Annotated in this window: 20 protein-coding genes; 8 read left to right on the top strand and 12 right to left on the bottom strand. The window is 60.9% G+C overall.

From position 1 onward, the window contains the following. Nucleotides 1-81 precede the first annotated feature (81 nt). The 3 genes from FCU66_RS08475 (at nt 82) to FCU66_RS08465 (ending at nt 2,774) form a co-directional block, all read left to right on the top strand. Entirely contained in the window at nt 82-558 is a 477-nt protein-coding gene (locus FCU66_RS08475) for a DUF992 domain-containing protein (RefSeq protein ID WP_136616648.1), read from the top strand. A gap of 96 nt (nt 559-654) precedes the next feature. After that, nucleotides 655-1,137 carry a DUF992 domain-containing protein gene (locus FCU66_RS08470; RefSeq protein WP_136616647.1) on the top strand — a complete coding sequence of 161 codons (483 nt, stop codon included), beginning with the start codon at nt 655-657 and terminating at the stop codon, nt 1,135-1,137. Between the two features lie 200 nt (nt 1,138-1,337). Next, a complete protein-coding gene (locus FCU66_RS08465) occupies nt 1,338-2,774 on the top strand; it encodes an MFS transporter (RefSeq protein WP_136616646.1) in 1,437 nt (478 codons plus the stop codon). Between the two features lie 14 nt (nt 2,775-2,788). On the opposite strand, the gene FCU66_RS08460 is transcribed toward FCU66_RS08465, so the two are convergent. Continuing rightward, entirely contained in the window at nt 2,789-3,502 is a 714-nt protein-coding gene (locus FCU66_RS08460; RefSeq protein WP_206077106.1) for a haloacid dehalogenase type II, read from the bottom strand. Between the two features lie 28 nt (nt 3,503-3,530). After that, the gene (locus FCU66_RS08455; RefSeq protein ID WP_136616645.1) at nt 3,531-4,292 is read right to left on the bottom strand and encodes a class II aldolase/adducin family protein; all 762 of its coding nucleotides are present in this window, start codon (nt 4,290-4,292) and stop codon (nt 3,531-3,533) included. 131 nt (nt 4,293-4,423) lie between these two features. Between FCU66_RS08455 and FCU66_RS08450 the strand changes: the two genes are divergently transcribed. After that, the gene (locus FCU66_RS08450) at nt 4,424-5,311 is read left to right on the top strand and encodes a LysR substrate-binding domain-containing protein (RefSeq protein ID WP_168991763.1); all 888 of its coding nucleotides are present in this window, start codon (nt 4,424-4,426) and stop codon (nt 5,309-5,311) included. A gap of 85 nt (nt 5,312-5,396) precedes the next feature. Here the strand turns inward: FCU66_RS08450 and FCU66_RS08445 are convergent, their stop codons facing one another. The 7 genes from FCU66_RS08445 to kdpF all read right to left on the bottom strand — a co-directional run bounded on the left by FCU66_RS08445 (nt 5,397) and on the right by kdpF (nt 13,637). Continuing rightward, nucleotides 5,397-6,089: a response regulator transcription factor gene (locus tag FCU66_RS08445; RefSeq protein ID WP_136616643.1), complete on the bottom strand. Its 693-nt coding sequence runs from the start codon at nt 6,087-6,089 to the stop codon at nt 5,397-5,399. After that, on the bottom strand, nt 6,086-8,815 hold the full coding sequence (locus tag FCU66_RS08440; protein ID WP_136625402.1) for a sensor histidine kinase: 2,730 nt from the start codon (nt 8,813-8,815) through the stop codon (nt 6,086-6,088). The genes FCU66_RS08445 and FCU66_RS08440 overlap by 4 nt, the downstream gene beginning before the upstream one ends. Before the next feature lie 54 nt (nt 8,816-8,869). Further along, the gene (kdpC, locus tag FCU66_RS08435) at nt 8,870-9,436 is read right to left on the bottom strand and encodes a potassium-transporting ATPase subunit KdpC (RefSeq protein WP_136618590.1); all 567 of its coding nucleotides are present in this window, start codon (nt 9,434-9,436) and stop codon (nt 8,870-8,872) included. Between the two features lie 74 nt (nt 9,437-9,510). After that, nucleotides 9,511-11,604, bottom strand: a complete 2,094-nt coding sequence (kdpB, locus tag FCU66_RS08430; protein WP_136618589.1) for a potassium-transporting ATPase subunit KdpB — start codon at nt 11,602-11,604, stop codon at nt 9,511-9,513. Then, a complete protein-coding gene (locus FCU66_RS08425; protein ID WP_136618588.1) occupies nt 11,601-11,816 on the bottom strand; it encodes a hypothetical protein in 216 nt (71 codons plus the stop codon). The genes kdpB and FCU66_RS08425 overlap by 4 nt, the downstream gene beginning before the upstream one ends. 7 nt (nt 11,817-11,823) lie before the next feature. Continuing rightward, nucleotides 11,824-13,527, bottom strand: a complete 1,704-nt coding sequence (gene kdpA / locus FCU66_RS08420; RefSeq protein WP_136618587.1) for a potassium-transporting ATPase subunit KdpA — start codon at nt 13,525-13,527, stop codon at nt 11,824-11,826. A 20-nt stretch (nt 13,528-13,547) separates the two neighbouring features. Further along, nucleotides 13,548-13,637 carry a K(+)-transporting ATPase subunit F gene (gene kdpF, locus FCU66_RS08415; RefSeq protein ID WP_015315765.1) on the bottom strand — a complete coding sequence of 30 codons (90 nt, stop codon included), beginning with the start codon at nt 13,635-13,637 and terminating at the stop codon, nt 13,548-13,550. 365 nt (nt 13,638-14,002) lie between these two features. On the opposite strand from kdpF, the gene FCU66_RS08410 reads away from it, so the two are divergent. Continuing rightward, on the top strand, nt 14,003-14,500 hold the full coding sequence (locus FCU66_RS08410) for a YciE/YciF ferroxidase family protein (protein ID WP_168991905.1): 498 nt from the start codon (nt 14,003-14,005) through the stop codon (nt 14,498-14,500). 251 nt (nt 14,501-14,751) lie between these two features. Here the strand turns inward: FCU66_RS08410 and FCU66_RS08405 are convergent, their stop codons facing one another. The 3 genes from FCU66_RS08405 to FCU66_RS08395 form a co-directional block, all read right to left on the bottom strand. Continuing rightward, nucleotides 14,752-15,054, bottom strand: coding sequence for a DUF982 domain-containing protein (locus tag FCU66_RS08405; protein ID WP_136618585.1), 303 nt, complete (start codon nt 15,052-15,054; stop codon nt 14,752-14,754). Between the two features lie 614 nt (nt 15,055-15,668). Further along, nucleotides 15,669-15,965 carry a hypothetical protein gene (locus tag FCU66_RS08400; RefSeq protein ID WP_136618584.1) on the bottom strand — a complete coding sequence of 99 codons (297 nt, stop codon included), beginning with the start codon at nt 15,963-15,965 and terminating at the stop codon, nt 15,669-15,671. Nucleotides 15,966-16,282: 317 nt separating this feature from the next. After that, nucleotides 16,283-17,098 carry an FkbM family methyltransferase gene (locus tag FCU66_RS08395; protein ID WP_136618583.1) on the bottom strand — a complete coding sequence of 272 codons (816 nt, stop codon included), beginning with the start codon at nt 17,096-17,098 and terminating at the stop codon, nt 16,283-16,285. 436 nt (nt 17,099-17,534) lie between these two features. Between FCU66_RS08395 and FCU66_RS08390 the strand changes: the two genes are divergently transcribed. The 3 genes from FCU66_RS08390 (at nt 17,535) to FCU66_RS08380 (ending at nt 21,632) form a co-directional block, all read left to right on the top strand. Beyond that, nucleotides 17,535-18,854 carry a DUF6538 domain-containing protein gene (locus tag FCU66_RS08390; protein ID WP_136618582.1) on the top strand — a complete coding sequence of 440 codons (1,320 nt, stop codon included), beginning with the start codon at nt 17,535-17,537 and terminating at the stop codon, nt 18,852-18,854. A gap of 252 nt (nt 18,855-19,106) precedes the next feature. Next, nucleotides 19,107-20,708: an AAA family ATPase gene (locus FCU66_RS08385; RefSeq protein ID WP_136618581.1), complete on the top strand. Its 1,602-nt coding sequence runs from the start codon at nt 19,107-19,109 to the stop codon at nt 20,706-20,708. A gap of 321 nt (nt 20,709-21,029) precedes the next feature. Continuing rightward, nucleotides 21,030-21,632: a recombinase family protein gene (locus FCU66_RS08380; RefSeq protein WP_136618580.1), complete on the top strand. Its 603-nt coding sequence runs from the start codon at nt 21,030-21,032 to the stop codon at nt 21,630-21,632. The last annotated feature ends 15 nt before the right edge of the window (nt 21,633-21,647 follow it).

The following is a 21,647-nucleotide window of genomic DNA, read 5'->3' as shown; positions in this document are numbered from 1 at the left end:
GCCTTGTTCGCGCCAAGTTTTCGGTGGAACGGTCTGGCCACTCCAGCCGTTATTCCAGGCAATTTGCGAAAGGACCCTCCCATGATCAAGAAACTCGCCTGCGCCGCTGCCCTCGCCACGACGGTCTTCGCTGTTGCCCCGGCCAGCGCCGGCAAGCTGCAGCTCGGCACGCTCGACTGCACCATTGACGGTGGCACCGCCTACATCGTCGCCTCCAACAAGGGCGTGTCCTGCACCTTCCGCCCCCACCATCACGGACCGTCGGAGAGCTACACGGGCGTCATCTCCAAGATCGGCCTCGATGTCGGCCAGACACATCAGGGCCAGCTGGTCTGGGCCGTGCTGGCCGCGACCCGCGGTAGTGACGGGGGCGATCTCGCCGGCAGCTATTACGGCGTCAACGCCGAGGCGAGCGTCGTGACCGGCGGCGGCGCCAACCTGCTGGTTGGCGGCCTGGACAGCGCCTTCATGCTGGAGCCGCTCAGCGTCCAGGCGCAGACCGGTGTCAACCTTGCCGTGGCTGTGACCTCGCTCCAGCTCATCCACTCGTTCAAGTAAATGCATGGAGCCATGCGCTCCATGCCCCCTCACCCTGCGGCGCGGAACCAGATAGGATGGTTCCGCGCCGTTTGTTTTATGTTTGAGGGGACCGTCATGCCGAAGACAGCCTTTGCCGCTGCCGTGATCGCCACTGTGTTTGCCGGGGCGGCGCAGGCGCAGGACCAAGGCATAGAGCTCGGCACGCTCGATTGCGCCATCGGCGGCGGCACCGGCTTCATCTTCGGCTCGAGCAAGGATCTGAGCTGCACCTTCAACCCCGCCGACAAGAGCTTCGCACCGGAAGCCTATTTCGGCGCCGTCAACAAATACGGCCTCGATATCGGCACGACGAAGCAGACGGTCATGCAGTGGATCGTGCTGACGCCGCTGAAGAACATCTATGCGCCGGGCGCGCTGGCCGGAGACTACATCGGCGCCAGCGCGGAGGTGACGGCCGCCGTCGGCGCCGGCGCCAATCTGCTGGTCGGCGGCTCCTCGCAGGCCTTCACCTTGCAGCCACTCAGCCTGCAGACGCAGACTGGTATGAATCTCGCGATCGGCGTCAGCCAGTTCCAGTTGCGCAGCACCGAGAACTGATCGCACCACCGGACCGCAAAAATCCCGAAAAATTCGCTTGAGCTCAATCGCGGTTGAGGTTTTACAAGCCTGCCCCGAACGCAACAACGCCTTGATGCGGCGCGCAATCCGGCGCCGTCGATGCACATGGTCCTGCCGGAAACCCGTGCTGGCTTCTGGCGTCCTGCGCTGGCGTCGAGATATGCAAGGCAGGGGTGGAAATGACCGAAATCAGCACAAACAGGGTCGACTGGCGCGCATTGTGGGCAAGCGGCGACCTGGCGCGCTTCTGCTTCATCAGCCTCGGCATCCTGCTGCACGCCACCAACGAAACGATGGTGGCAACAGTGATGCCGGCCATGGTCGGCGAACTGGCCGGCGTGCAGCTCGTCGGCTGGTCGCTGGCGATCTATGAACTTGGCGCCATCGTTGCCGGCGCGGCGGCCGGACGGCTGGTGAGCTATGTCCCCCTGCGCACCAACATGGTGGTCGCCGCGCTGCTTTACGCAGCCGGAGCGCTGATCTGCGCCACCTCTCCTTCCATGCAGCTGTTCCTCGCCGGCCGCCTGATCGAGGGGCTTGGCGGCGGCGCGCTGGTGTCGCTGGCCTTCGTCTCGGTCGAGCGGCTGTTCTCGCGCGCCATCTGGCCGCAGCTTTTCGGCATCATGTCGGCAATCTGGGGCGTAGCCGCCTTCAGTGGACCGTTGCTCGGCGCGATCATGACCGAGTTGTTGTCATGGCGCTGGGCCTTCGGCATCTTCACCTTCGGCGGCACCGCCATGGCGTTGGCAAGCTTCATCGTGCTCAACACGCCGCAGGCAACGAAACCCAGGACGAGCACAGGCAAGGCGCCGCCCTTCCCGTTCGCGGCCCTTGGCTGCCTTGCCGTCGCCGTGGTGCTGATCGCCTCGGCCGGCGTCGACATCGCCTTGCTGCGCTCCTCGCTGCTGATGGCCCTCGGCCTCGTCGGCCTGGTGCTGTTCTTCACCATCGATGCCCTGAAGCCGCCCTCTCGGCTGTTCCCGGCGCGGCTGTTCTCATGGCGCACGCCGGTCGGTGCCGGCATGACCATGGTTGCCGCCTTTTCGGTGGCGACCTGTTCCTTCGGCGTCTACGGGCCGCTGCTGCTGACCAGCCTGCACGACATTCCGCTGCTGACCACCGGCTACATCATTGCCGCCGAATCGATCGCCTGGTCGATCCTGTCCATCCTCGTCGCCAACGCGCCGCCGCAGCGCGAGCGGCTGATCATCGTCGGCGGCGCGGTGATGATCGCGGCCGGCATCGCCGGCTTTGCCTATACGATACCGCTGGGCTCCATCCCGCTGATCCTGGTGTGTGCCTTGTTGCAGGGCGGCGGCTTCGGCATCGCCTGGCCCTTCCTGACGCGTGTCATCGTCGCCTCCGCGCCGGAGGGCGAGCAGACCATCGCCTCGGCGGCGGTGCCGACCATGCAGCGCATCGGCTATGCCGTGGGTGCCGCACTTGCCGGCATCGTCGCCAATGCCAGCGGCTTTTCGCAAGGTTTGGACCATGACGCGGCGGCGAATGTCGCGTCGTGGCTGTTTCTCGCCTTCGTGCCGCTCGGCATTGTCGGCTGCCTGGCGGCCTTGCGGGTATCCATGCCCCTTGGTCAGCCGCGGGAAGCTATCGGCTAAAAGCAACTGCGTGGCTATTGGAGCATGTCGGCGAGTTCCAGCAGATCCTTCGCTTTGTAATCCCAGCCATCCTGAGCTCTCTGATTACCCACCCTGGAAGGATCTTCGGCATTGGCGCGAATAATGTAGGCGGTCTTCAATCCGCAACGGCGGGCCGCTTCCAGGTCGTAGTCATGCGCCGCTACCAGCATGGCATTCCCCGGCTGAACCTCGAGAAGTTCGCACGCCCGCAGGTAGACCTGCGGCATGGGCTTGTAAGCTTGAGACATATCGGCGCCGGCAATAAAATCCCATGGCAGATTGTTGTATTTTGACAGGTTCACCAGAAGCCGGGCGTGTCCATCTGACAATGGCGCAACGATGAAACGCGACTTCAAGCGAGAAAGACCTTCGGCCAGGTCCGGCCAGGCCTTCAGGCGATGCCATGACAGATTGAGGTGTTCAAGCTCTTCCGGTGGTACTGAGGCCGGGGCCAAACCAAATTCTTCGAAGCTGGCAACGAGATTTTCTCTGTTTACCTGATCGAGCGAAACGAATGATCGCTTGCCGGTCCGAATCGGGTCGACTGAAGCGTCGTAGCGTCCCACCCATGCATCTGCAAAATCAGCAGGGTCAATGTGGCCAAGGTCGTGGCGTTTCAAAAACTCTCCCACCTCGACCGTGATGCTGCCACGCCAGTCGACCATCGTCCCCAGGACGTCGAAAAACAGAACTTCAATATTACGCACGTTCTCTCCTTGAGCCACGAGTCTTGGGCTAGTCGCGATACGAGGGGTCGGTTTTGTCCAATTGCCGCTTGAGGTAGTCGAAGTGCGCGAATGCCTGATCATTGTAGGGAAGCCAGCCATCGGCCGTCTTCTGTGCAAGGTCATCGGACATGACGTTCAGCGGCTGGCCAGTTGAATATGCGAGCACGAGGATCTTGGCCGCGCGCTCGACGAAATACAGGTCTTCAAACGCCTCGGCGACCGTTCGTCCCGTGACGGTCACACCATGGTTGCCCATGATGATGACTCGCTTGCTGCCGAAAGCAGCCGCCAAGCGCTGCCCTTCGGCAGCATCGTCAGCCATGCCGCCGAACCCAAGATCGATACCGAACTGGCCAAAGAAACGAGCCGTATTTTGGTCGATGGGCTTGATGCCGGGGTCTTTGAGACCGGCCAGCGCCGTCGTGTATGGGGGATGGCAATGCAGCATGACCCGGACTTCCGGCCGCCTGCCGTGGACGGAGCCGTGGATCGTCCACGCGGAGGGATCTGGAGCATCAGGTCGAGCCATCACCCCGCTGTCATCCGCATTCAGAACCAAGAGATCGCTCGCCCGAATCTCTCCGAAGTGCCGCCAGCGAGGGTTCATGAGGAATTTCTTCCCGTCGGCGGAAAGTGCGGCACTGAAATGATTTCCCACCGATTCATGCCAATCGAATTGAGCTGCCAGACGAAAGGCCGCAGCAAGATCCACCCGCAGCGACTGCGTTTCGTCCGCAGTCAGTTCGGATCGGCGGGAATGGGCGTTCATGAACTCTCTCTGGTTAAGGTGTGCTTATGTTGTGACCGCCAGCCGGCTGTCGTTGGTTGCAACAATTGCGCTATCGGATTACGTTTGGAAGAGCTGAAAGTCTAATCTGACATAAGCGAGAGGTTATGATATTGCGCCGACATCTCCCTCCCCTCCGGCTTCTGACGGCATTTGAAACCGTGGTGCGTGCAGGCGGCGTCCAGAGCGCGGCGGCGGAGTTGAATGTCACGCAGCCCGCCGTCAGCCAAGCACTTCGGAATCTCGAGGACCATATCGGCACGAAACTGCTCGATCGACGGATGCGTCCTGCTGCGTTGACAGACGCGGGCCGGGTTCTGCTTCACGCAGTTTCGGACGGAATGGACCGGATCGAGAGCGCAATCGGAAAAATTAGAGCCTTGGAGCGAAACGAACAGAACGTCGTTACGATCGCTTGCACTGTCTGTACTGGCACATATTGGCTAATGCCGCGCTTGGCGACGTTCTACGCTCGGCACCCTGACATTGTCGTACGAGTTGTACCAACATCCGGCAGCCCGCGGTTTACGCCCGAAGCCGACCTGTTGATTCGTTATGGGGCCGGCGACTGGCTAGATGGCAACTGCGAACGGCTTTTCGATGAGCGCCTGATCCCCGTCTGCAGCCCAAAGGCCGTTGAACATGTTGGCTCTGGAAATTTTGCGGAAGCGACCCTGCTCCACGTTGAAACCGACGAGGAATTTTCTCCCGGCTGGGACGAATACTTCGACGCGATCGGTCTACCGCACGACCGGCAAGGGGATCTCTCGTTTGGCAACCATGTTCAAGCGACCCAGGCTGCGTTAGCGGGGATGGGAGTGATGCTCGGATGGATTGCGAATACCGGTGACCTCGTCCGGGAGGAGCGGTTGGTGATCTTCCGTAATCAGCCGATCATACCTGGCGGCGCCTACTACTTGATGAGTCCGCTGCGGAGTCCAAGCAAGCCGGCATCTGAGCTATTGGCGTCCCACCTGCGGACGTGCGTGGCGGCCTCTTAGATACGTCATGCATCATTTTCGGACGGGTGAGCTGCTCCCGCCAGGCTTATCGTATTCACGCCCGTGCCAAGATCTATTAGCCCGCTCACTCGACCTCGCGCAGGCGATAGCCGACGCCGGTCTCGGTGGTGATATAACGCGGCTGGTCGGGGCTCTTCTCGATCTTCTGCCTGAGCTGCCGGACATAGACCCTGAGATACTGCACGTCGGTCGAATCGCCCCAGACCTGCTTCAAAAGGAAATGGTGGGTCAGCACCTTGCCGGCGTACTGCACGAGGATGCGCAGGATGTCATATTCCTTCGGCGAGAGCTTTACCTCCTTGCCCTCGACCTTGACGATGCGTTTGACCAGATCGACCGACAGGTCGCCGGTGTGGAACACCGGTTTTTCGCCCTGTTGCTGGAACTTGTGCCGCAGCGCCACGCGGATGCGTGCGACCAGTTCGTTCATCCCGAACGGCTTGGTGACATAGTCGTCGGCGCCGAGTTCCAGGGCCTGGACGATGCCGGCCTCGTCGGTACGGCTGGACAGGATGACCACCGGAATGTCGAGGCCATCGTCGCGCCATTTGCGCAACAGCTCATGGCCGCTCATGCCGGGCAGGCCGAGGTCGAGCAGGACGAGGTCCGGCTTCTCCGCCTCCATCAGCTCGATCGCCACCCTGGCGTTCGGCGCCTCGCTGATCGCGTAACCCTGGCTGCCGAGCCCGACGCGCAGCAGCTTGCGGATCGGCGGCTCGTCATCGACGACCAGTATCCTGACGTTCGAGTTTGTCATGCCAAGTCACCCACATCGTCCGTATTCGAGGCGTCGAAACTGGGCGGGTTCGTCGGCTTCGGCATCTTGATGGTGAACACCGCGCCCGAACGATCTGTGCGGTTTGCCGCCGTGATCGTGCCACCCATCGCCTCGATGAAGCCGCGGCAGATCGACAGGCCGAGCCCGGTGCCGGCGCGGACCTGATCGCGCTTGCGCACCCGGTAGAACGTATCGAAAATCCGCTCCAGATCGCCAGGGGGAATGCCCGGCCCTTCATCCATGATCTGCAGGATGACGGAACCATTGTCGGTCCAGCCCTGCACGCGGATCGTCGAGCCGGCTGGTGCATATTTCGCCGCATTGTCGAGGAGATTGAACAGCGCCTGCTCGAACAGGACGGGATCGACCTTCAGCATCGGCAAATCCGAGGGGATGTCTGTCTCGGTCTTGTGCTCGCCGATGATTTTCCTGGCCCGCTGCAGGGCAGAGCCGACGATGTCGCCGACATAGTGGAAGGCGTAGTTCGGCTCCATTGCGCCCGACTCGATTTTGGTCATGTCCAGCAGATTGGCGATGAAGCGGTTCAATCGCTCGGATTCATCGAGCACGGTCGTCAGCAGCTCTGCCCGGTCCTGTTCGGGAAGTGCCGGTGCGAATTCCCTCAGCGTGCCGGCCGCGCCCATGATGGCGGCGAGCGGCGTCTTCAAATCATGCGAGATGGAGGTAAGTAGCGCCGAGCGCAGCCGGTCCGCCTCGGCGGCGAGCTTGGCGCGATCGACATCGGCGACCAGTTGGATACGCTCGATGGCGACAGCTGCCTGATCGGCCAGCGCATCGAGCAGGCGCTGCTGCTCGGGCGTCAGCAGCGGCCCCTGCTTGTCATTGTCGAGGCCGACGACACCGATTGCTGTGCGCCCTGTCCGTAAGGGAAGATAGAGGCGCTTGGCGCCGGGAAGCGTGTCGGCGCCGCGACCCGCGGCGCGGTTGTGTTCCCAGGCCCAGCGGGCGGCGGCGATGTCGGCTTCGGCCAGCGTGTCGTCGGGCGGATAGCCGGCCTTGACGGTGATCGTTCCGTCTTCCGGCAAAAGCAGCACCACCCGCAGCTTCAGCATCGAGGCGATCTGGAAGGCGGTGGCCCAGAGGACGTCGTCGAGCGTGCCGGCGCCGGCGAGCTTCTTTGAAAAAAGGTAGATGTCCTCCGTGGCCCGCGCCCGTGAACGGGCGGCGACCGCCTGGCGCTGCACGCGCGCCGTCAGATTGCTGGCAATGACGGCGACAACCAGGAAGACACCGAGCGCAACAATGCTCTCCGGATCCCGGATGGTCAGCGTGTAGCGCGGTTCCAGGAAGAAATAGTTGAAGGCAAGGGCGCTGACGAAACAGGCATACAGAGCCGGCCAGAGACCACCGGTTACCGCCGACGCCAGCACCCCGATGAGAAGGATGATCGCCAGATTGCGAACGTCGAGAAACTGGTCGAGAAGAACGGCGAAGGCGAGCGAGCCCATGACAAAGGCCGTGGCCTTGAGATAAGGCCAGATTTCGAACTGCCACTGCTCGTCCGCCGCCCTGACGCTCCTCGACGCCGTCTCGGTGCCACGTTCGTTTCCCGAAATGACATGAACGCTGATGTCGCCGGCATTGCGGATGAGATCATAGGTGAGCGAGCCTTCGATCAACTCGCGCCAGCGCGACCGGGTCGGCCTGCCGACCACGATATGGGTGAAATTGTTCGCCGTCGCATAACGCACGATGTCCTGCGCCACATTCTGACCCGGAATGGTGGTCACCTCGGCACCAAGCTGTTGGGCAAGGCGCAGGTTCGTTGCCAGCCGGTCCTTGTCCTCCTCGGGCATGCTGGCCGAGCGGGTGCTGTCGACGTGCAGCGCCGTCCACGGAGCACGCAGCCGGTCGGCCAGCCTGCGTGCATAGCGCACGCGCGCCGCTCCTCCCGGGCGCGCGTCGAGGCAGACGAGAACCCTTTCCCCGGCTGCCCACGGTCCGGGAATGGCGTGGGCCTGCATATGGATCAGCAACTGGTCGTCGACGCGCTGCGCGGTGCGGCGCAGCGCCAGCTCCCTGAGCGCCGTCAGATTGCCCGGCGAGAAATAGTTCTCGATCGCGCGCTGGGCGGTGTTGGGGAAATAGACCTTGCCTTCTTCGAGCCGCTTGATCAGGTCGTCGGGGGTGAGATCGATGATCTCGACATCGTCGGCCTGGTCGATGATGGAATCGGGAACCGTCTCGCGCACCCTGACCTTGGTGATCTGGGCGACGACATCGTTCAGGCTTTCGACATGTTGGATGTTGAGCGTCGTGTAGACGTCGATGCCTTGCGTCAGGATTTCCTGGACGTCGAGAAAGCGCTTGGGGTGGCGGCTGCCAGGCGCATTGGTGTGGGCGAGCTCGTCGACGAGAACCAGTGCCGGGCGCCGGGCTAGGATGGCGTCGATATCCATCTCGTCGAGGATGCGCCCCTTGTAGTCGACCTTGCGGCGGGGAATGACCTCATAGCCCTCGACCAGAGCCAGTGTCTCCTTGCGGCCATGCGTCTCGACGACGCCGATCACCACATCCACGCCGTCGGCCAGCCTGGCGCGGCCCGACATCAGCATTTCGTAGGTCTTGCCGACGCCAGGGGCGGCACCCAGGAATATCCGCAGACGGCCTCGCGCCTCCCGCTCGGCATGATCAAGCAGTGCGTCGGGAGAAGGTCTGGTGTCGTTGCTTCTGTCGTCCGGCATCAGGATCGATCATGGATGGCGCCGGGGATACTGTCGATCCCCGGCCCGCACCATTCACTGTTTCGCGGCGTCCAGCGCAAGGTTGAGACCGAGCACATTGACCACCGGCTCGCCCATGAAGCCGAGCTCCCTGCCCTCGACCTGGCTGTCGACAAGCGCCTTGATCTTGGCTTCGTCGATACCCCTGGCCTTGGCCACGCGGGCGACCTGGAAGTAGGCCGCTTCGGGACTGATATCGGGATCGAGGCCGCTGCCGGACGTCGTCACCAGGTCCATCGGAACAGGCTGGTTCGGGTTTTCCGCTTTCAACTTCTCGGCGTCGCCCTTGATGCGGTCGATCAGCTTGGGATTGGTCGGGCCGAGGTTGCTGCCGCTCGAGGCGGCGGCGTTGTAACCGTCGCCGGCAGCCGAGGGGCGACCGTGGAAATAACGGTCGCTGGCAAAGCCCTGGCCGATCAGCTCGGAGCCGATGACCTTGCCGTCCTTCTCGATCAGGCTGCCATTGGCCTGACGCGGGAACAGCGCCTGGGCGATGCCGGTCATGCCGATCGGGTAGATCAGGCCGGTCAGCACCGTGAAGAAGACGATCATGATGATCGCGGGTCTTATCTGGGTGAGCATGGACGTGTTCCTCAGAGCAATTCCAGGAAAAGTGTGGAGCGGTTTTCCCACAGGAATTGCGTTAAAACAAAGAGTTAAGCGAGGCCAAGCGCGATGACTATCATGTCGATCGCCTTGATGCCGACGAAGGGGACGATGATGCCGCCGAGGCCATAGACGAGCAGGTTGCGGCTGAGCAGTGCACCGGCGCCGATGGCGCGATATTTGACGCCTTTCAGCGACAGCGGGATCAGCGCGATGATGATCAGCGCGTTGAAGATGATGGCTGAGAGAATGGCGCTCTGCGGTGTCGCCAGATGCATGACGTTGAGTGCCTGCAACGGGCCGGTGGTCTGCCCCGGCGCGACGTAGAAGGCCGCGAACATCGCCGGGATGATGGCGAAATATTTGGCCACGTCGTTGGCGATGGAGAAGGTCGTCAGCGAGCCGCGCGTCATCAGCAGCGCCTTGCCGATCTCGACGATCTCGATCAGCTTGGTCGGATCGCTGTCGAGGTCGACCATGTTGCCGGCCTCGCGGGCGGCGACCGTGCCGGTGTTCATGGCGACACCGACATCGGCCTGGGCAAGGGCTGGCGCATCGTTGGTGCCGTCGCCGCACATGGCGACCAGCTTGCCCTTGGCCTGCTCGTCGCGGATCAGCTTCAGCTTGTCCTCGGGCGTCGCTTGGGCGAGGAAGTCGTCGACGCCGGCTTCCGCGGCAATGGCTGCCGCCGTCATCGGGTTGTCGCCGGTGATCATCACCGTGCGGATGCCCATCTTGCGCAGTTCGGCGAAGCGCTCCCTGATGCCGCCCTTGACGATGTCCTTGAGGTGGACGACGCCGAGCAGGCGCCCGTCGCGCTCGACCGCCAGCGGTGTGCCGCCCGATTTGGCGATCTCGTCGGCGATCGCCTGGAGATCCCTGACGGTATCGCTGCCGGGCCGCGTGGCGTGGGCTGCGACCGTCGACTGGCTGACATGGGCGAGCACGGAATCGACCGCGCCCTTGCGCACCGAGGAGCCGTCGATGTCGACGCCGCTCATGCGGGTCTGCGCGGTGAACGGCACGAAGGTGGCGTGCAGCATCGCCATATCGCGGGCACGGATGGCGTATTTCTCCTTGGCCAGCACGACGATCGAACGGCCTTCCGGCGTTTCGTCGGCGAGCGAGGCGAGTTGCGCAGCGTCAGCCAATTCCTGTTCGGTGACGCCCTTGACCGGGCGGAACTCGGTTGCCTGCCGGTTGCCGAGCGTGATCGTGCCGGTCTTGTCGAGCAGCAGCGTGTCGACGTCGCCGGCGGCCTCGACGGCGCGACCCGACATGGCCAGCACGTTGAAGCGCACCAGGCGGTCCATGCCGGCGATGCCGATGGCCGACAGCAGCGCGCCGATGGTGGTCGGGATCAGGGTCACGAACAGGGCGACCAGCACGGTCACCGAGATATAGCCGCCCGAATAGGAGGCGAAGCTCGGAATGGTTGCGGTGGCCAGAACGAAGATCAGCGTCATGCCGACGAGCAGGATGTTGAGCGCGATCTCGTTCGGCGTCTTCTGGCGCTCCGCGCCTTCGACCAGCGAGATCATGCGGTCGAGGAAGGTGTGGCCGGAAGCCGCCGTGATGCGCACGCGGATCCAGTCGGACAGCACCTGCGTGCCGCCGGTGACCGCCGAACGATCGCCGCCGGATTCGCGGATGACCGGCGCGGATTCGCCTGTTATCGCCGCCTCGTTGACCGAAGCGACGCCTTCGATCACTTCGCCGTCGGACGGGATGATGTCGCCGGCCTCGACCAGCACGGCATCGCCGACCTTGAGGCTGGTGCCGGGCACGAGTTTGTATTTGGTGCGGTCTTCACCGGTCAACAGCTTGGCCTGGGTTTCGGTGCGCGCCTTGCGCAGCGAATCCGCCTGCGCCTTGCCGCGGCCTTCGGCGACCGCTTCGGCGAAGTTGGCGAACAGCACGGTGAACCACAGCCAGATGATGATCTGCAGCGTGAAGCCGAGATTGCCGCCGCCGGTGACCAGGTCCTTGACGAACAGCACCGTGGTGAGCGACGACACGACAGCGACGACGAACATCACCGGGTTCCTGGCCAGCGTGCGTGGGTCGAGCTTGCGGAAGGCGCCGCCGATGGCGGGAAGCAAGATGCGGGCATCCATGATGACAGCTGATTTCGAGTGGCTCATTTTGAAGCTCCGGCTTCGGTGTTGTTGGACGGCACCGGATGATCGGATGCCGAAAAGAAATGCGGCGGCCCGTAGGCCAGCAACCAGAGGACGAGCATGACTGCCGCAAGGCCGAGAAACGTCGACAGGGTCGGGAAAGGAGGAGGTCTCTCCTCCTTCCCGTGATCGCCCCTGTCGCTGGTCTTGCGACGCATGGTGTTGAACCAGGACATGACGGCCTCAGAAGGTCTGCCCGTGGATCATTGCCAGGTGCTCGATGATCGGCCCGACGGCGAGCGCAGGGAAGAAGGTCAGACCACCGACGATGAGGATGACGCCGACGAGCAGCCCGACGAACAGCGGGCCATCGGTCGGGAAGGTGCCGGCGGAAGCCGGAACCGTCTTCTTCGCCACCAGCGAGCCGGCAAGGGCAAGCGCCGGGATGATGACCAGGAAGCGGCCCATCAGCATGCCGATGCCGATGGTGATGTTGTACCAGGGCGTGTTGCCGCTGAGGCCGCCAAAGGCCGAGCCGTTGTTCGCAGCGCCCGACGTATAGGCATAGAGAACCTCGGAGAAGCCGTGCGGGCCGGCATTGCCCATCGACGCCACGCCGGTCGGCAGCACGACCGCGATGGCCGTGAAGATCAGCATCGCCAGCGGCAGGCACAGGATGGCCAGCATCGCCATCTTGACCTCCTTGGCCTCGATCTTCTTGCCGAGATATTCGGGCGTGCGACCAACCATCAGGCCGGCGACGAAGACGGCAACGACGATGTACATCAGGATGCCGTAGAGACCGGCGCCGACACCGCCGACGATGACTTCGCCAAGCTGCATGTTGATGATCGGGATCATGCCGCCGAGCGCGGTGAACGAGCCGTGCATGGCGTTGACGGCGCCGCAGGAAGCGGCCGTGGTGATGACGGCGAACAATGCCGACAGAGCGATGCCGAAGCGGCTCTCCTTGCCTTCCATGTTGCCGCCGTCGATGCCCAGCGCATGCACCAGCGGGTTGCCGGCAGCTTCCGCCCAGTAGCAGATGGCGACACCGGCGATGAACATGACGCCCATGGCCGACAGGATCGCCCAACCCTGGCGCTGGTTGCCGATCATGCGCCCGAAGACGTTGGTCAAGGCGGCGCCGATGGCGAAGATCGACACCATCTGGATCAGGTTGGAGATCGCGTCGGGGTTCTCGAACGGGTGCGCGGCATTGGCGTTGAAGAAACCGCCGCCATTGGTGCCGAGCATCTTGATGGCCACCTGCGAGGCGACCGGGCCGACGGCGATGGTCTGCTGCGCGCCTTCGAGCGTCGTGGCGTTGACATAGGCGCCAAGCGTCTGCGGCATGCCGAGCCAGACATAGACCAGCGTCAGCACGATGCAGAACGGCAACAGCAGATAGAGGGTGGAACGGGTCATATCGACCCAGAAATTACCGATCGACTTGCCCGACGCCCGGGCAAAGCCGCGGATCAGCGCGATGGCGATGGCGATGCCGGTGGCTGCCGAAACGAAGTTCTGCACCGTCAGGCCGGCCATCTGCACGAGATAGGACATCGTACTTTCGCCACCATAATTCTGCCAGTTGGTGTTGGTCATGAAGCTGGCGGCGGTGTTGAAGGCCAGCCCTGGTTCAACCGCGGTCATGCCGGCCGGATTGTAGGGCAGGCTTCCCTGCAGGCGCTGCAGGATATAAAGCACCAGGAAGCCGGCAAGGTTGAACAGCAGCAGAGCGACCGCGTAGGTCGTCCAGTGCTGTTCGTCGCGCTCGCTGGTTCCGCAAATGCGATAGAGCCCGCGCTCGAGCGGGCCGAAGAGTGGCGAAAGCAGCGTGCGGTCGCCGTTGAAGACGCGGTGCATGTAGCCGCCGAGCGGCTTCACCAGCAAAATGATGATCCCGCAAAAGACCAGGATCTGTATCCAACCGTTTGTTGTCATGGCTGTGGCTTTCCGTGCCTTCAGAAGCGTTCTGGACGAATGAGCGCGTAGGTCAGGTAGGCGAGCAGGAACAACGTCACGCCACCACCGAGGATGTAATCGACAAGCATGGTCCGATCCTTCAGCTCAAATTCTGTCGCAGGCTTTGACATAGGCGAAGAACAGGGCAAAAAATAAAACCCCGGTCCCGAGAACAATGACGTCCATTATGTTTATTCCTTGCTTCCACTTTTCTATGGCGCGCCTGCTGCTCGCAAGCTGGCAATTACGTGAAAACGGCGCGCCCCACTTCGATTGGTGGCGGCGTCCGGCGTTTTGCTCAAGGGGAATATGGACCCGATCGCCATAAAGGTTCGAGACGGGGCGCAGTGGAAAGAAATAGGAATTTTATAAAGGTTTCCGTTCGAACCGGGCGGAACGAATCCCCGGACGGGAGATTGTCGACCTGAGGGCTCACGCACCAAAGGACATGACAATGGCAAAGCAGAAAGTGCTCGACGACCTGTTTCACGACACGCTGAAAGACATCTATTTCGCCGAGAAGAAGATATTGGCGACGTTGCCGAAAATGGCCAAGGCCGCGCAAAGTGCCGACCTGAAAGCCGCCTTCGAAAAGCACCGCACCGAGACCGAAGGACATGTCGCAAGGCTGGAGAAGGTCTTTGGTGTCATCGGCAAGAAGCCGGCTGGCAAGACCTGTGCGGCCATCATGGGCATCACCGAGGAAGGCGCCGAGATCATTGAGGAGTACAAGGGATCTCCCGCGCTCGACGCCGGCCTGCTGGCTGCCGCGCAAGCGGTCGAACACTACGAGATCTCGCGCTATGGGACGCTGAGGACCTGGGCCGGCGAACTCGGCCTGAACGAGGCCGTGACGCTGCTTGAAGCGACGCTGAAGGAAGAGAAAGCCACCGACGAAGCGCTGACGCAGCTCGCGGAGTCGGCCGTGAACGTCGCGGCGGAAGCAGCGTAGATCCGCGAAAAAATGATCGGTGGGCCGCGTCTAAGCGGCTCCCGCATCATGCTGAGGTAGGTCGGGTCAAACTCGGCGACGCACACGTTCGACAAGTTGATTGCCACGGAAGGCGCAACGTCGTCAGCCTCAGTTGCAAGATGGCGGTTTCCTGGGTTGCTGGAAAAGTGAAGCCCGGCTGGGGAGGACCAAGCCGGGCTTTCTGGTGGCTGGTGTGGCTTTTGCCACCCGATGGACGGTGGCATCAATCCTCAGGCGGCGTAACCGCCATAACCACGCGCAACGGCGTGCACGCCCTCGACCGGCTCAAGGTCCGGCCACAGGATACCGGTGGCTTGCGCAAAATCGAGCAGCGCCCGGCGTGCCTGTTCGATGGTCACATAGCCCGGAATGGCGAGGTCACATGCCTTGACCGCATTGCGGTAAAGCGGGCCGCGGCGGGAGGTCGTCCAGTCGGTCAGAAAATCGTGCATTCCGGCCAACGAGGCGATCTCGCGCTTGAAGCCGAGGCCGACGGACAGTGCGACCGGTGAATGAAACAGCTTGTCGTGCATGAAGCGGGCTCCTGATTTTATCGCGCGCTTGGAGAAATATCCGGGCGGGTCCGCGAACGGGACGCCGAGAAACGCGCAACGAGGCAGGAGGTTCCAAGCTTGGGCCTGGACGCTTTTTTGGATGTGCCCGGCTGCTGTCGAAGCGGTTGTCTCGAAGGCGTGCATCGGGTGTCCGGTCCGCCAGCCATGGCTGTGGTCATACGGTTAAGTCTGCTCCTGGCGCGAGGCTGGCGCCTTCCGGAATTTTGACCGTCACTTGACAAACAGGCCGCCGGCGACGAATTTGACGTGGTCTGAGTCAGGGGGATTTCGGATGAGAAAGACTTACGAAAAGCCGATTTTGGTAAAGCGGGAAAGATTGTCCGTCGTCACCGCCGACTGCACGCCTTCCACCTGCGTGCCGCAGTAAGGCCAGCAGATCGGTAGATGACCGCGCCTGACCGAGGGCTGGCGTGGCTTTTGGCCGCCTGTTGGTGCGGCAGGCCCGCTCTCGCGCTGGCTGGCTTTGTGCTGAGCGGCTTCAGGAAATGTGTCCGGGGCCTTGCGTCGGATGCCCGGTTAGCCAGTGATGTCGGGCGGGCATATGCGCTTGGCGATCTGCGCGTGCCACAGTTTCATTGCTGAATGGATTTGGCCGGCATTCCAATATCGTTCTGTATTCCTATGGCGTCCGCGGCCCATTCCCGCATTTCCGGGGACGCATCGCTGGACTTGAGGATCGACACTGCCAGTGCTGCTATATCGGCCGGCGGTTTTTGGTTGGCGGCCATATAGGCAAAATAGCCAACTGTGACGGCACATCCTATCGAGATGACAGGTGGCACAAACTGCACTGTCTTCAGAGCTATTGTTCGCCAGCGGTTGGATGGGCTGGGTTTTGGGACGTCATCCTCGTCATCCAGGTCAGTCATTCCACCCCGCCCCCGCGAGTCGATACCACACCATTTGGTAGGATGAGCTTCATTGGTTAAAATGCGAATAAACTTTCATGGGTCTATTCGCACAAGCAAGGCCGAGAAGTGTACAGCCACGCCCGATCGATCCGAAAGACGCGGCCCAGACAGAATGGCCAGACAATGTGCTGCTGCCAGCCAGCTTCTATTGCCACACAGTTTGCACGGGCGGTCCGATCAACATAGATAATAGTATGCGCTGGAATCTGATCGTCCGCGCCTGGGCATGATTGTCCCTCGCGCCTGCGCTAGCCCATTAGAAATGGTGCCTCTCCTTAAACCGGACGTGGGACTGCAAACATGTCGATATTCTTGGTCCCGCCAAGGTCGTTTTCGGTAAGAAGGTTTCCGAAAAGCGTTGTCGGTTCGACACGCCGGACATCGTAGCCTCTGCCGGTGAAGAACCGAAGCATCTCGACCCGCTCCTCAATCGAAAGATTGTGGCTGACTTCCGATTTTATGTAGGGCCGGCACTCGTCTATCAGCGAACTGATCGAGACCAAAACCGATAGATCGTGCGATTCCACATCAGTCTTAATATAGCGCAGTCGCTTGATACGATCTCCCAAACGAGCTCGGATCAAGGGTTCAATTCTTCGCCCTTCAACGGGGACGCTGAATGCGCTGCCGTGCTTCCATCGCGAAACACCGGCATGGTTGCCGCCGTTGTCGAATCCGGGGTTGCCGTAGTCGAAGACGAACGACCCATCTTCTGGCGTAGCTGCATAGGGGATCGGGAAAATGTTTAGCTTGGTCGGATTGAGCGCCGCGTTGGCACCGAGGATCGCAAAGGTGAACGGGTTAGGTTCAAAAGCAAGCACAAGTCCTTGGGGACCGCAGGCAAGGGCAATCGGCACGGTACTGTCACCGACCTGAGCACCAACGTCGACTGCCACATCGCCATCACTCAGGAAAGTTCGGAGGTCATCCAGGTCGGACTGAGCAAGATTGAGGTCTTCGCCACGCGGGTTTTTCCACCTGGCAAACTCGATCCTTCCGTCTTTTGGCAGGTCAATTGTCTGTATAGAGTGGCCATAAACCCGAGTATTCGGTTTAAAACCAAGTAGATAGAAAAATTCATTTATCCTCATGCCGCAGCTGATAGCTCAAAGGTAAATGCCATACAAGCCTGCTCGCCCCCTTCGCCCCTTCCATAGACGACGTTGCCAGCACCATCTGCCGAATTGCACCATGGCTGCTATACTGGTGCTTCCAGCGCATAACGTGCCGGCCCAAGGGGCAACGTCGCCATGCCCGGACCAGTTATCAAACTCGCAGCTTTTTCGGGCGAACACGCCCGCATCATCGCGCGGCTGATGCCCGATTCCGCTGCGCGTGCAAGGCGCGTAGAGCGTCGAGAAGATCAATAGGAGGGATCAGAATAGCCGAATTCTGCGGTTTTTGGGTAAGCTGCTGGCGGAGAGAGCGGGACACTCTCCTCCAAGGCTCTAGACCCATTGCATCCCTTGACTTCTGGCCTTCTAAGACTCAGTTGTGGGGCACCAGCGTGGGGCACCGGGGGCGGGTTTGGCAAATCAGCGACAATATCTCGAATGGCATGGGCAGCAGTGGCGGGTCCGCGTCAAGGTGCCCGCGCGGGTTCGGGATTTGATTGGACGTGGCAAGCTAACCCATCCCCTCCACACCGCCGACCTCAAGGAAGCAGATGCTCGCAAATGGCCCATCGTGTCTCGGCTCAAGGGTATCATAGCGGCAGCCGAGAAAGTGTTGGGGACGAATGATCCCTTGGAGGCGGAGGCGCTGCGACATCGGCTTACGATGGACGATGAGGGCACCCAGTACGCAATCAATTTGCGGGCTCATCAGATTGAGGAGACCAAGGGCCTAGACATAGCTAAAGCATTCTTCGCGCTTGCCAGCGGACAGGTCACGCCGCTTGACCACCACGCCGCCGAGTTCGTGAAACACCAGAATTACCGTCTCAAGTCTGAAGGGGACTTCCGAAGGGCGCTGGGCTGGCTTGGGGACTGGCTCCGCGATAGCCGGCTCCCTGTCGCCCTTGAAGCCGTTAGACGGGTGGACGCCGGCAAGTTCCTGTCTGAGTCTCTGCTTGTCGGTAGGGGTCGTCAGAAGGCCACAGCCTATCTTGGGTTCATACGGCAATACTGGACGTGGCTGCTAGACAAGGGGCACCTGCCAGCCGGGGAGAACCCGTGGGCAGGGCAGAGGCTTCCAGCAGAGCGACGGCAAGCACGCGAAGCGGAGACGGACAAGGGCAAACGCCCGTTTACAGATGATGAAATGACCAAGCTGCTCAAAGGCGACGGCGGGCCACTTCTGAATGACTTAATGCCGGTGGGAGCCCTAAGCGGAATGCGGATCGAGGAGATTTGCCAACTCCAAGTCTCCGATTGTCGAGACGATGTTTTTAGTGTCTGGGCAGGCAAGACAGACAACGCCCGCCGCACTGTACCAATCCACACTGGGCTTACAGAGATCGTAAGGCGGCGCACGACAGGGAAGAAGAGCACCGACTATCTATTTGACGACTTGCCGCCTATCCCAAAGTCACGTGAGACGCGCTCCGATCCGGCAGCTAAGCAGTTCACCCGCTATCGCCGTAAGGTGGGTGTCGATGAACGGCCAAACGAAAAGGCCAAGAGCAACGTGGATTTCCACTCGTTCCGCCGCTGGTTCATGCGCAAGGCACGTGATGCCATGCTTGCTGGTGGCGCGGGGTTTGATGAATGGACTTTCGCCTGGGTGGTTGGACATACAGATAGCGAACGTGCCAAGAGCCTAGACCTAAGCCAGCACGGCTACGCGGGGCAGGACCCGGAGAAGGCCAAGAGGGCGCTTGTGGAGGCCGTGACACTGCCTTGCTAGTCGCGCCTAGAAGTGTCAGAGGCGAATTGCCCTTGGGCGCCAACTCGCCATTGAATCATCAATTAGTCGGTGTCGAGTTACTGTAACACACTGCGGTAGCACGTTTTAAGCTCGGACCGTCACCTGAGTGACAGCGCTGAGAAACACGTAAGAAGTGACCCTGGTTCGCCTACAATTCTCATCTCCCCCGTCATACTGATATTGCGCGAGCTCAATCGACCTGATTAAAACCGGCGCGAGTGGGAGGGAATCATGGAAGACATCAATATAATTTTAGATGGGGATGTTTCCTATCCTGGGAATTCGCCAATAGTTGTGCTAGGGCCGAACGGGTCGGGTAAGACGAAGCTCGCTCAGCGCATTTCGCAGTTGAATTCTGTCTCCGCAATAAGTGCTCAGCGGCGGACTTGGCTGGACGACAATATACCCGTTCAGCAAGAGGCGCAGGCATACTCGAATATCAATCAACACCAAAATTCTTGGCAGGGGCACGCTTACAGGCCCACGGAAGAGATAAATGACCTCCTGTCCTTCCTCATCCAAGAGCATGCCAACGCCCTGACAAAACAGAATGCGGAGGCGATCCTCAGAAAGAAGAGATTGCCACCTATAACTAACACGAAGCTTATGCAGCTACAGGCAATTTGGAAGACGATTTACCCAAAGCGAGACCTGCAAATCGGAGGGTATTTCCCAGCGGTAAAAAGGCTCGATGCCGCAGGCGAGCCGCCTTACAAACTTAGGGATATGAGCGACGGAGAAAGGACCGTCCTATATATGTGCGCCAGAGTGCTATCGGCCAAGCAAAACATTATTTTGATTGATGAGCCGGAACTCCACCTCCATACGCGTCTCGCGGTTATGTTCTGGGATGAGATCGAAAAGCTCAGGTCCGATTGCCGATTCATTTACATAACACACGACCTAAATTTTGCTCTGTCTCGCAGGGATGCCATTATGCTGGTGGCCAAAGGGAATAATGAAGCAGTCACCCTGCTCACGGAGGACCTACCATCGTCTGTCGCTGCGGACGTTCTCGGGGCCGCGACGCTCCCCTTTCATGCGAGGCGCATATTCATCTTTGAAGGACAAGACGGTCGTGGGTTCGCTGGCGAGTTCTTTCCGGTGTGGTTTGACGATTCTTCCACATACTCCATGGGAGTAGGCGACCGCGCTTCGGTCATGGAGACGACCTCAGGTCTACTCAAAGCTGGCGTGGCGGCAGCTACCGTGGTTGGGCTGGTTGATCGGGACTACTATCCAGATGAGGCACTCGCTAAGCCGCCGAAAGGTGTGGCAGTCCTTGCTCTTCATGAGATCGAGAGCGTTCTTTGCGACAAGGATTGTGTGTCCGCTATCGCAAGTCACTTAGGCAAGGATGGAGCGGAGGTGTGGAGCGGTTTCCACAAACGGGTTGTCAACGAGTTCAGTGCCGGCCAACTGAGTCACATTGTCGCGAACAGGGTCAGGGCAAGGGTTGGCGATTTGCTCCACGGCGCATTTGACGCCGCTCAGGTGACCAAGAGTTTGGCGGAAACTAGCGAGAACCATCGCAACGGATTCGAGGCACTTGACTTGCCTAACAAGGTGCAAACGATGTTCCAAGAGGAAGGCGAGAGAGTGAAGGCTGCGCTCAAGCCTGATAGCCAGGAAACGCTTGCAATCTTGCCGGGCAAACAACTTCTTTCGCTCTTAGCTTCCACGCTGGGCTTCAACAAGAATAGCGAACTCACCGGATTAGTCCTCCGAGCGCTCAATCGCGGGCCAACGCGGGAGCAGTCGGTTGCAAAGCTGGGCGGCGAGATTTCAGTCGCGCTAGCGAAGTACCTGCCCCCCAGAAAGACCCCGGAATAGGGCCGCCGTATGAAATTTGGGGCCACTAATGTGAGACCCCATATCGCGGGGGGCGACGGCGAGGTTCCCCCCCCGTACCCCCTCCAGCTGCCGCGTATTGTGCCGCCTCCGATGAGGAAGCCGCCGACAAGCTCTAAGTGCGTGGGGCACGGGGACCATTGCGTCTGCCCTACTGTGACGCTGGAGGGTCAGACAGCCGCATGCGCTAGCAAGCCGTCTCACTAGGGCAAGCCCATGTGAGTCTCGCGAAAGGCCGCCCGGACAGTCTCACATGAATAGTCTCTTGACATTTTGCCTTAGAGTCTCACATAATAGTCTCATATGAATGCCAATGGGAGACCCAATGTCATGTCCACGTCCGCATTAGTCGGCTACGCCCGCACCTCCACCACCGACCAAAAAGCAGGCCTTGAGGCTCAGCTTCGCGACCTTGAGCAAGCGGGATGCACCAAGGTTTTCCGGGAGGAAATCTCCTCTGTGGCGACCAATCGGCCACAACTTGCGGCCGTCCTTGAATGGGTACGTGAAGGCGACACATTGGTTGTGACCAAGCTGGACCGGCTTGCCCGCTCAGTGGTGGACCTCATGTCAATCACTGCCGCCTTAAAGGCGAAGGGGACAGGCCTCCGCATTCTGGCGATGAACCTCGACACCGCCACCCCCACCGGAAAGTTGATGTTGAACCTATTGGGCTCAATCGCCGAGTTCGAACGGGAGCTAATGCTTGAACGGCAGCGCGAGGGGATCGCGAAGGCGAAGGCGGAGGGGAAGTATTCGGGGAGGCAACCAACTGCGCGGCGGCAGGCCGGCGAAGTGCTTCGGCTCCGCGCGGAGGGCAAGTCTGCCAACGATATCGTGGGCGCTTTGGGCATTAGCAGGGCATCCGTCTTTAGGATATTGCAGGAGAACGGGGAAACCGCCTAACCAGAGGAAAGACGA

Origin of the sequence: Mesorhizobium norvegicum (assembly GCF_004919685.1) — a bacterium.
GTDB lineage: Bacteria > Pseudomonadota > Alphaproteobacteria > Rhizobiales > Rhizobiaceae > Mesorhizobium > Mesorhizobium norvegicum.
This window is presented reverse-complemented; position numbering and strand designations above follow the sequence as displayed.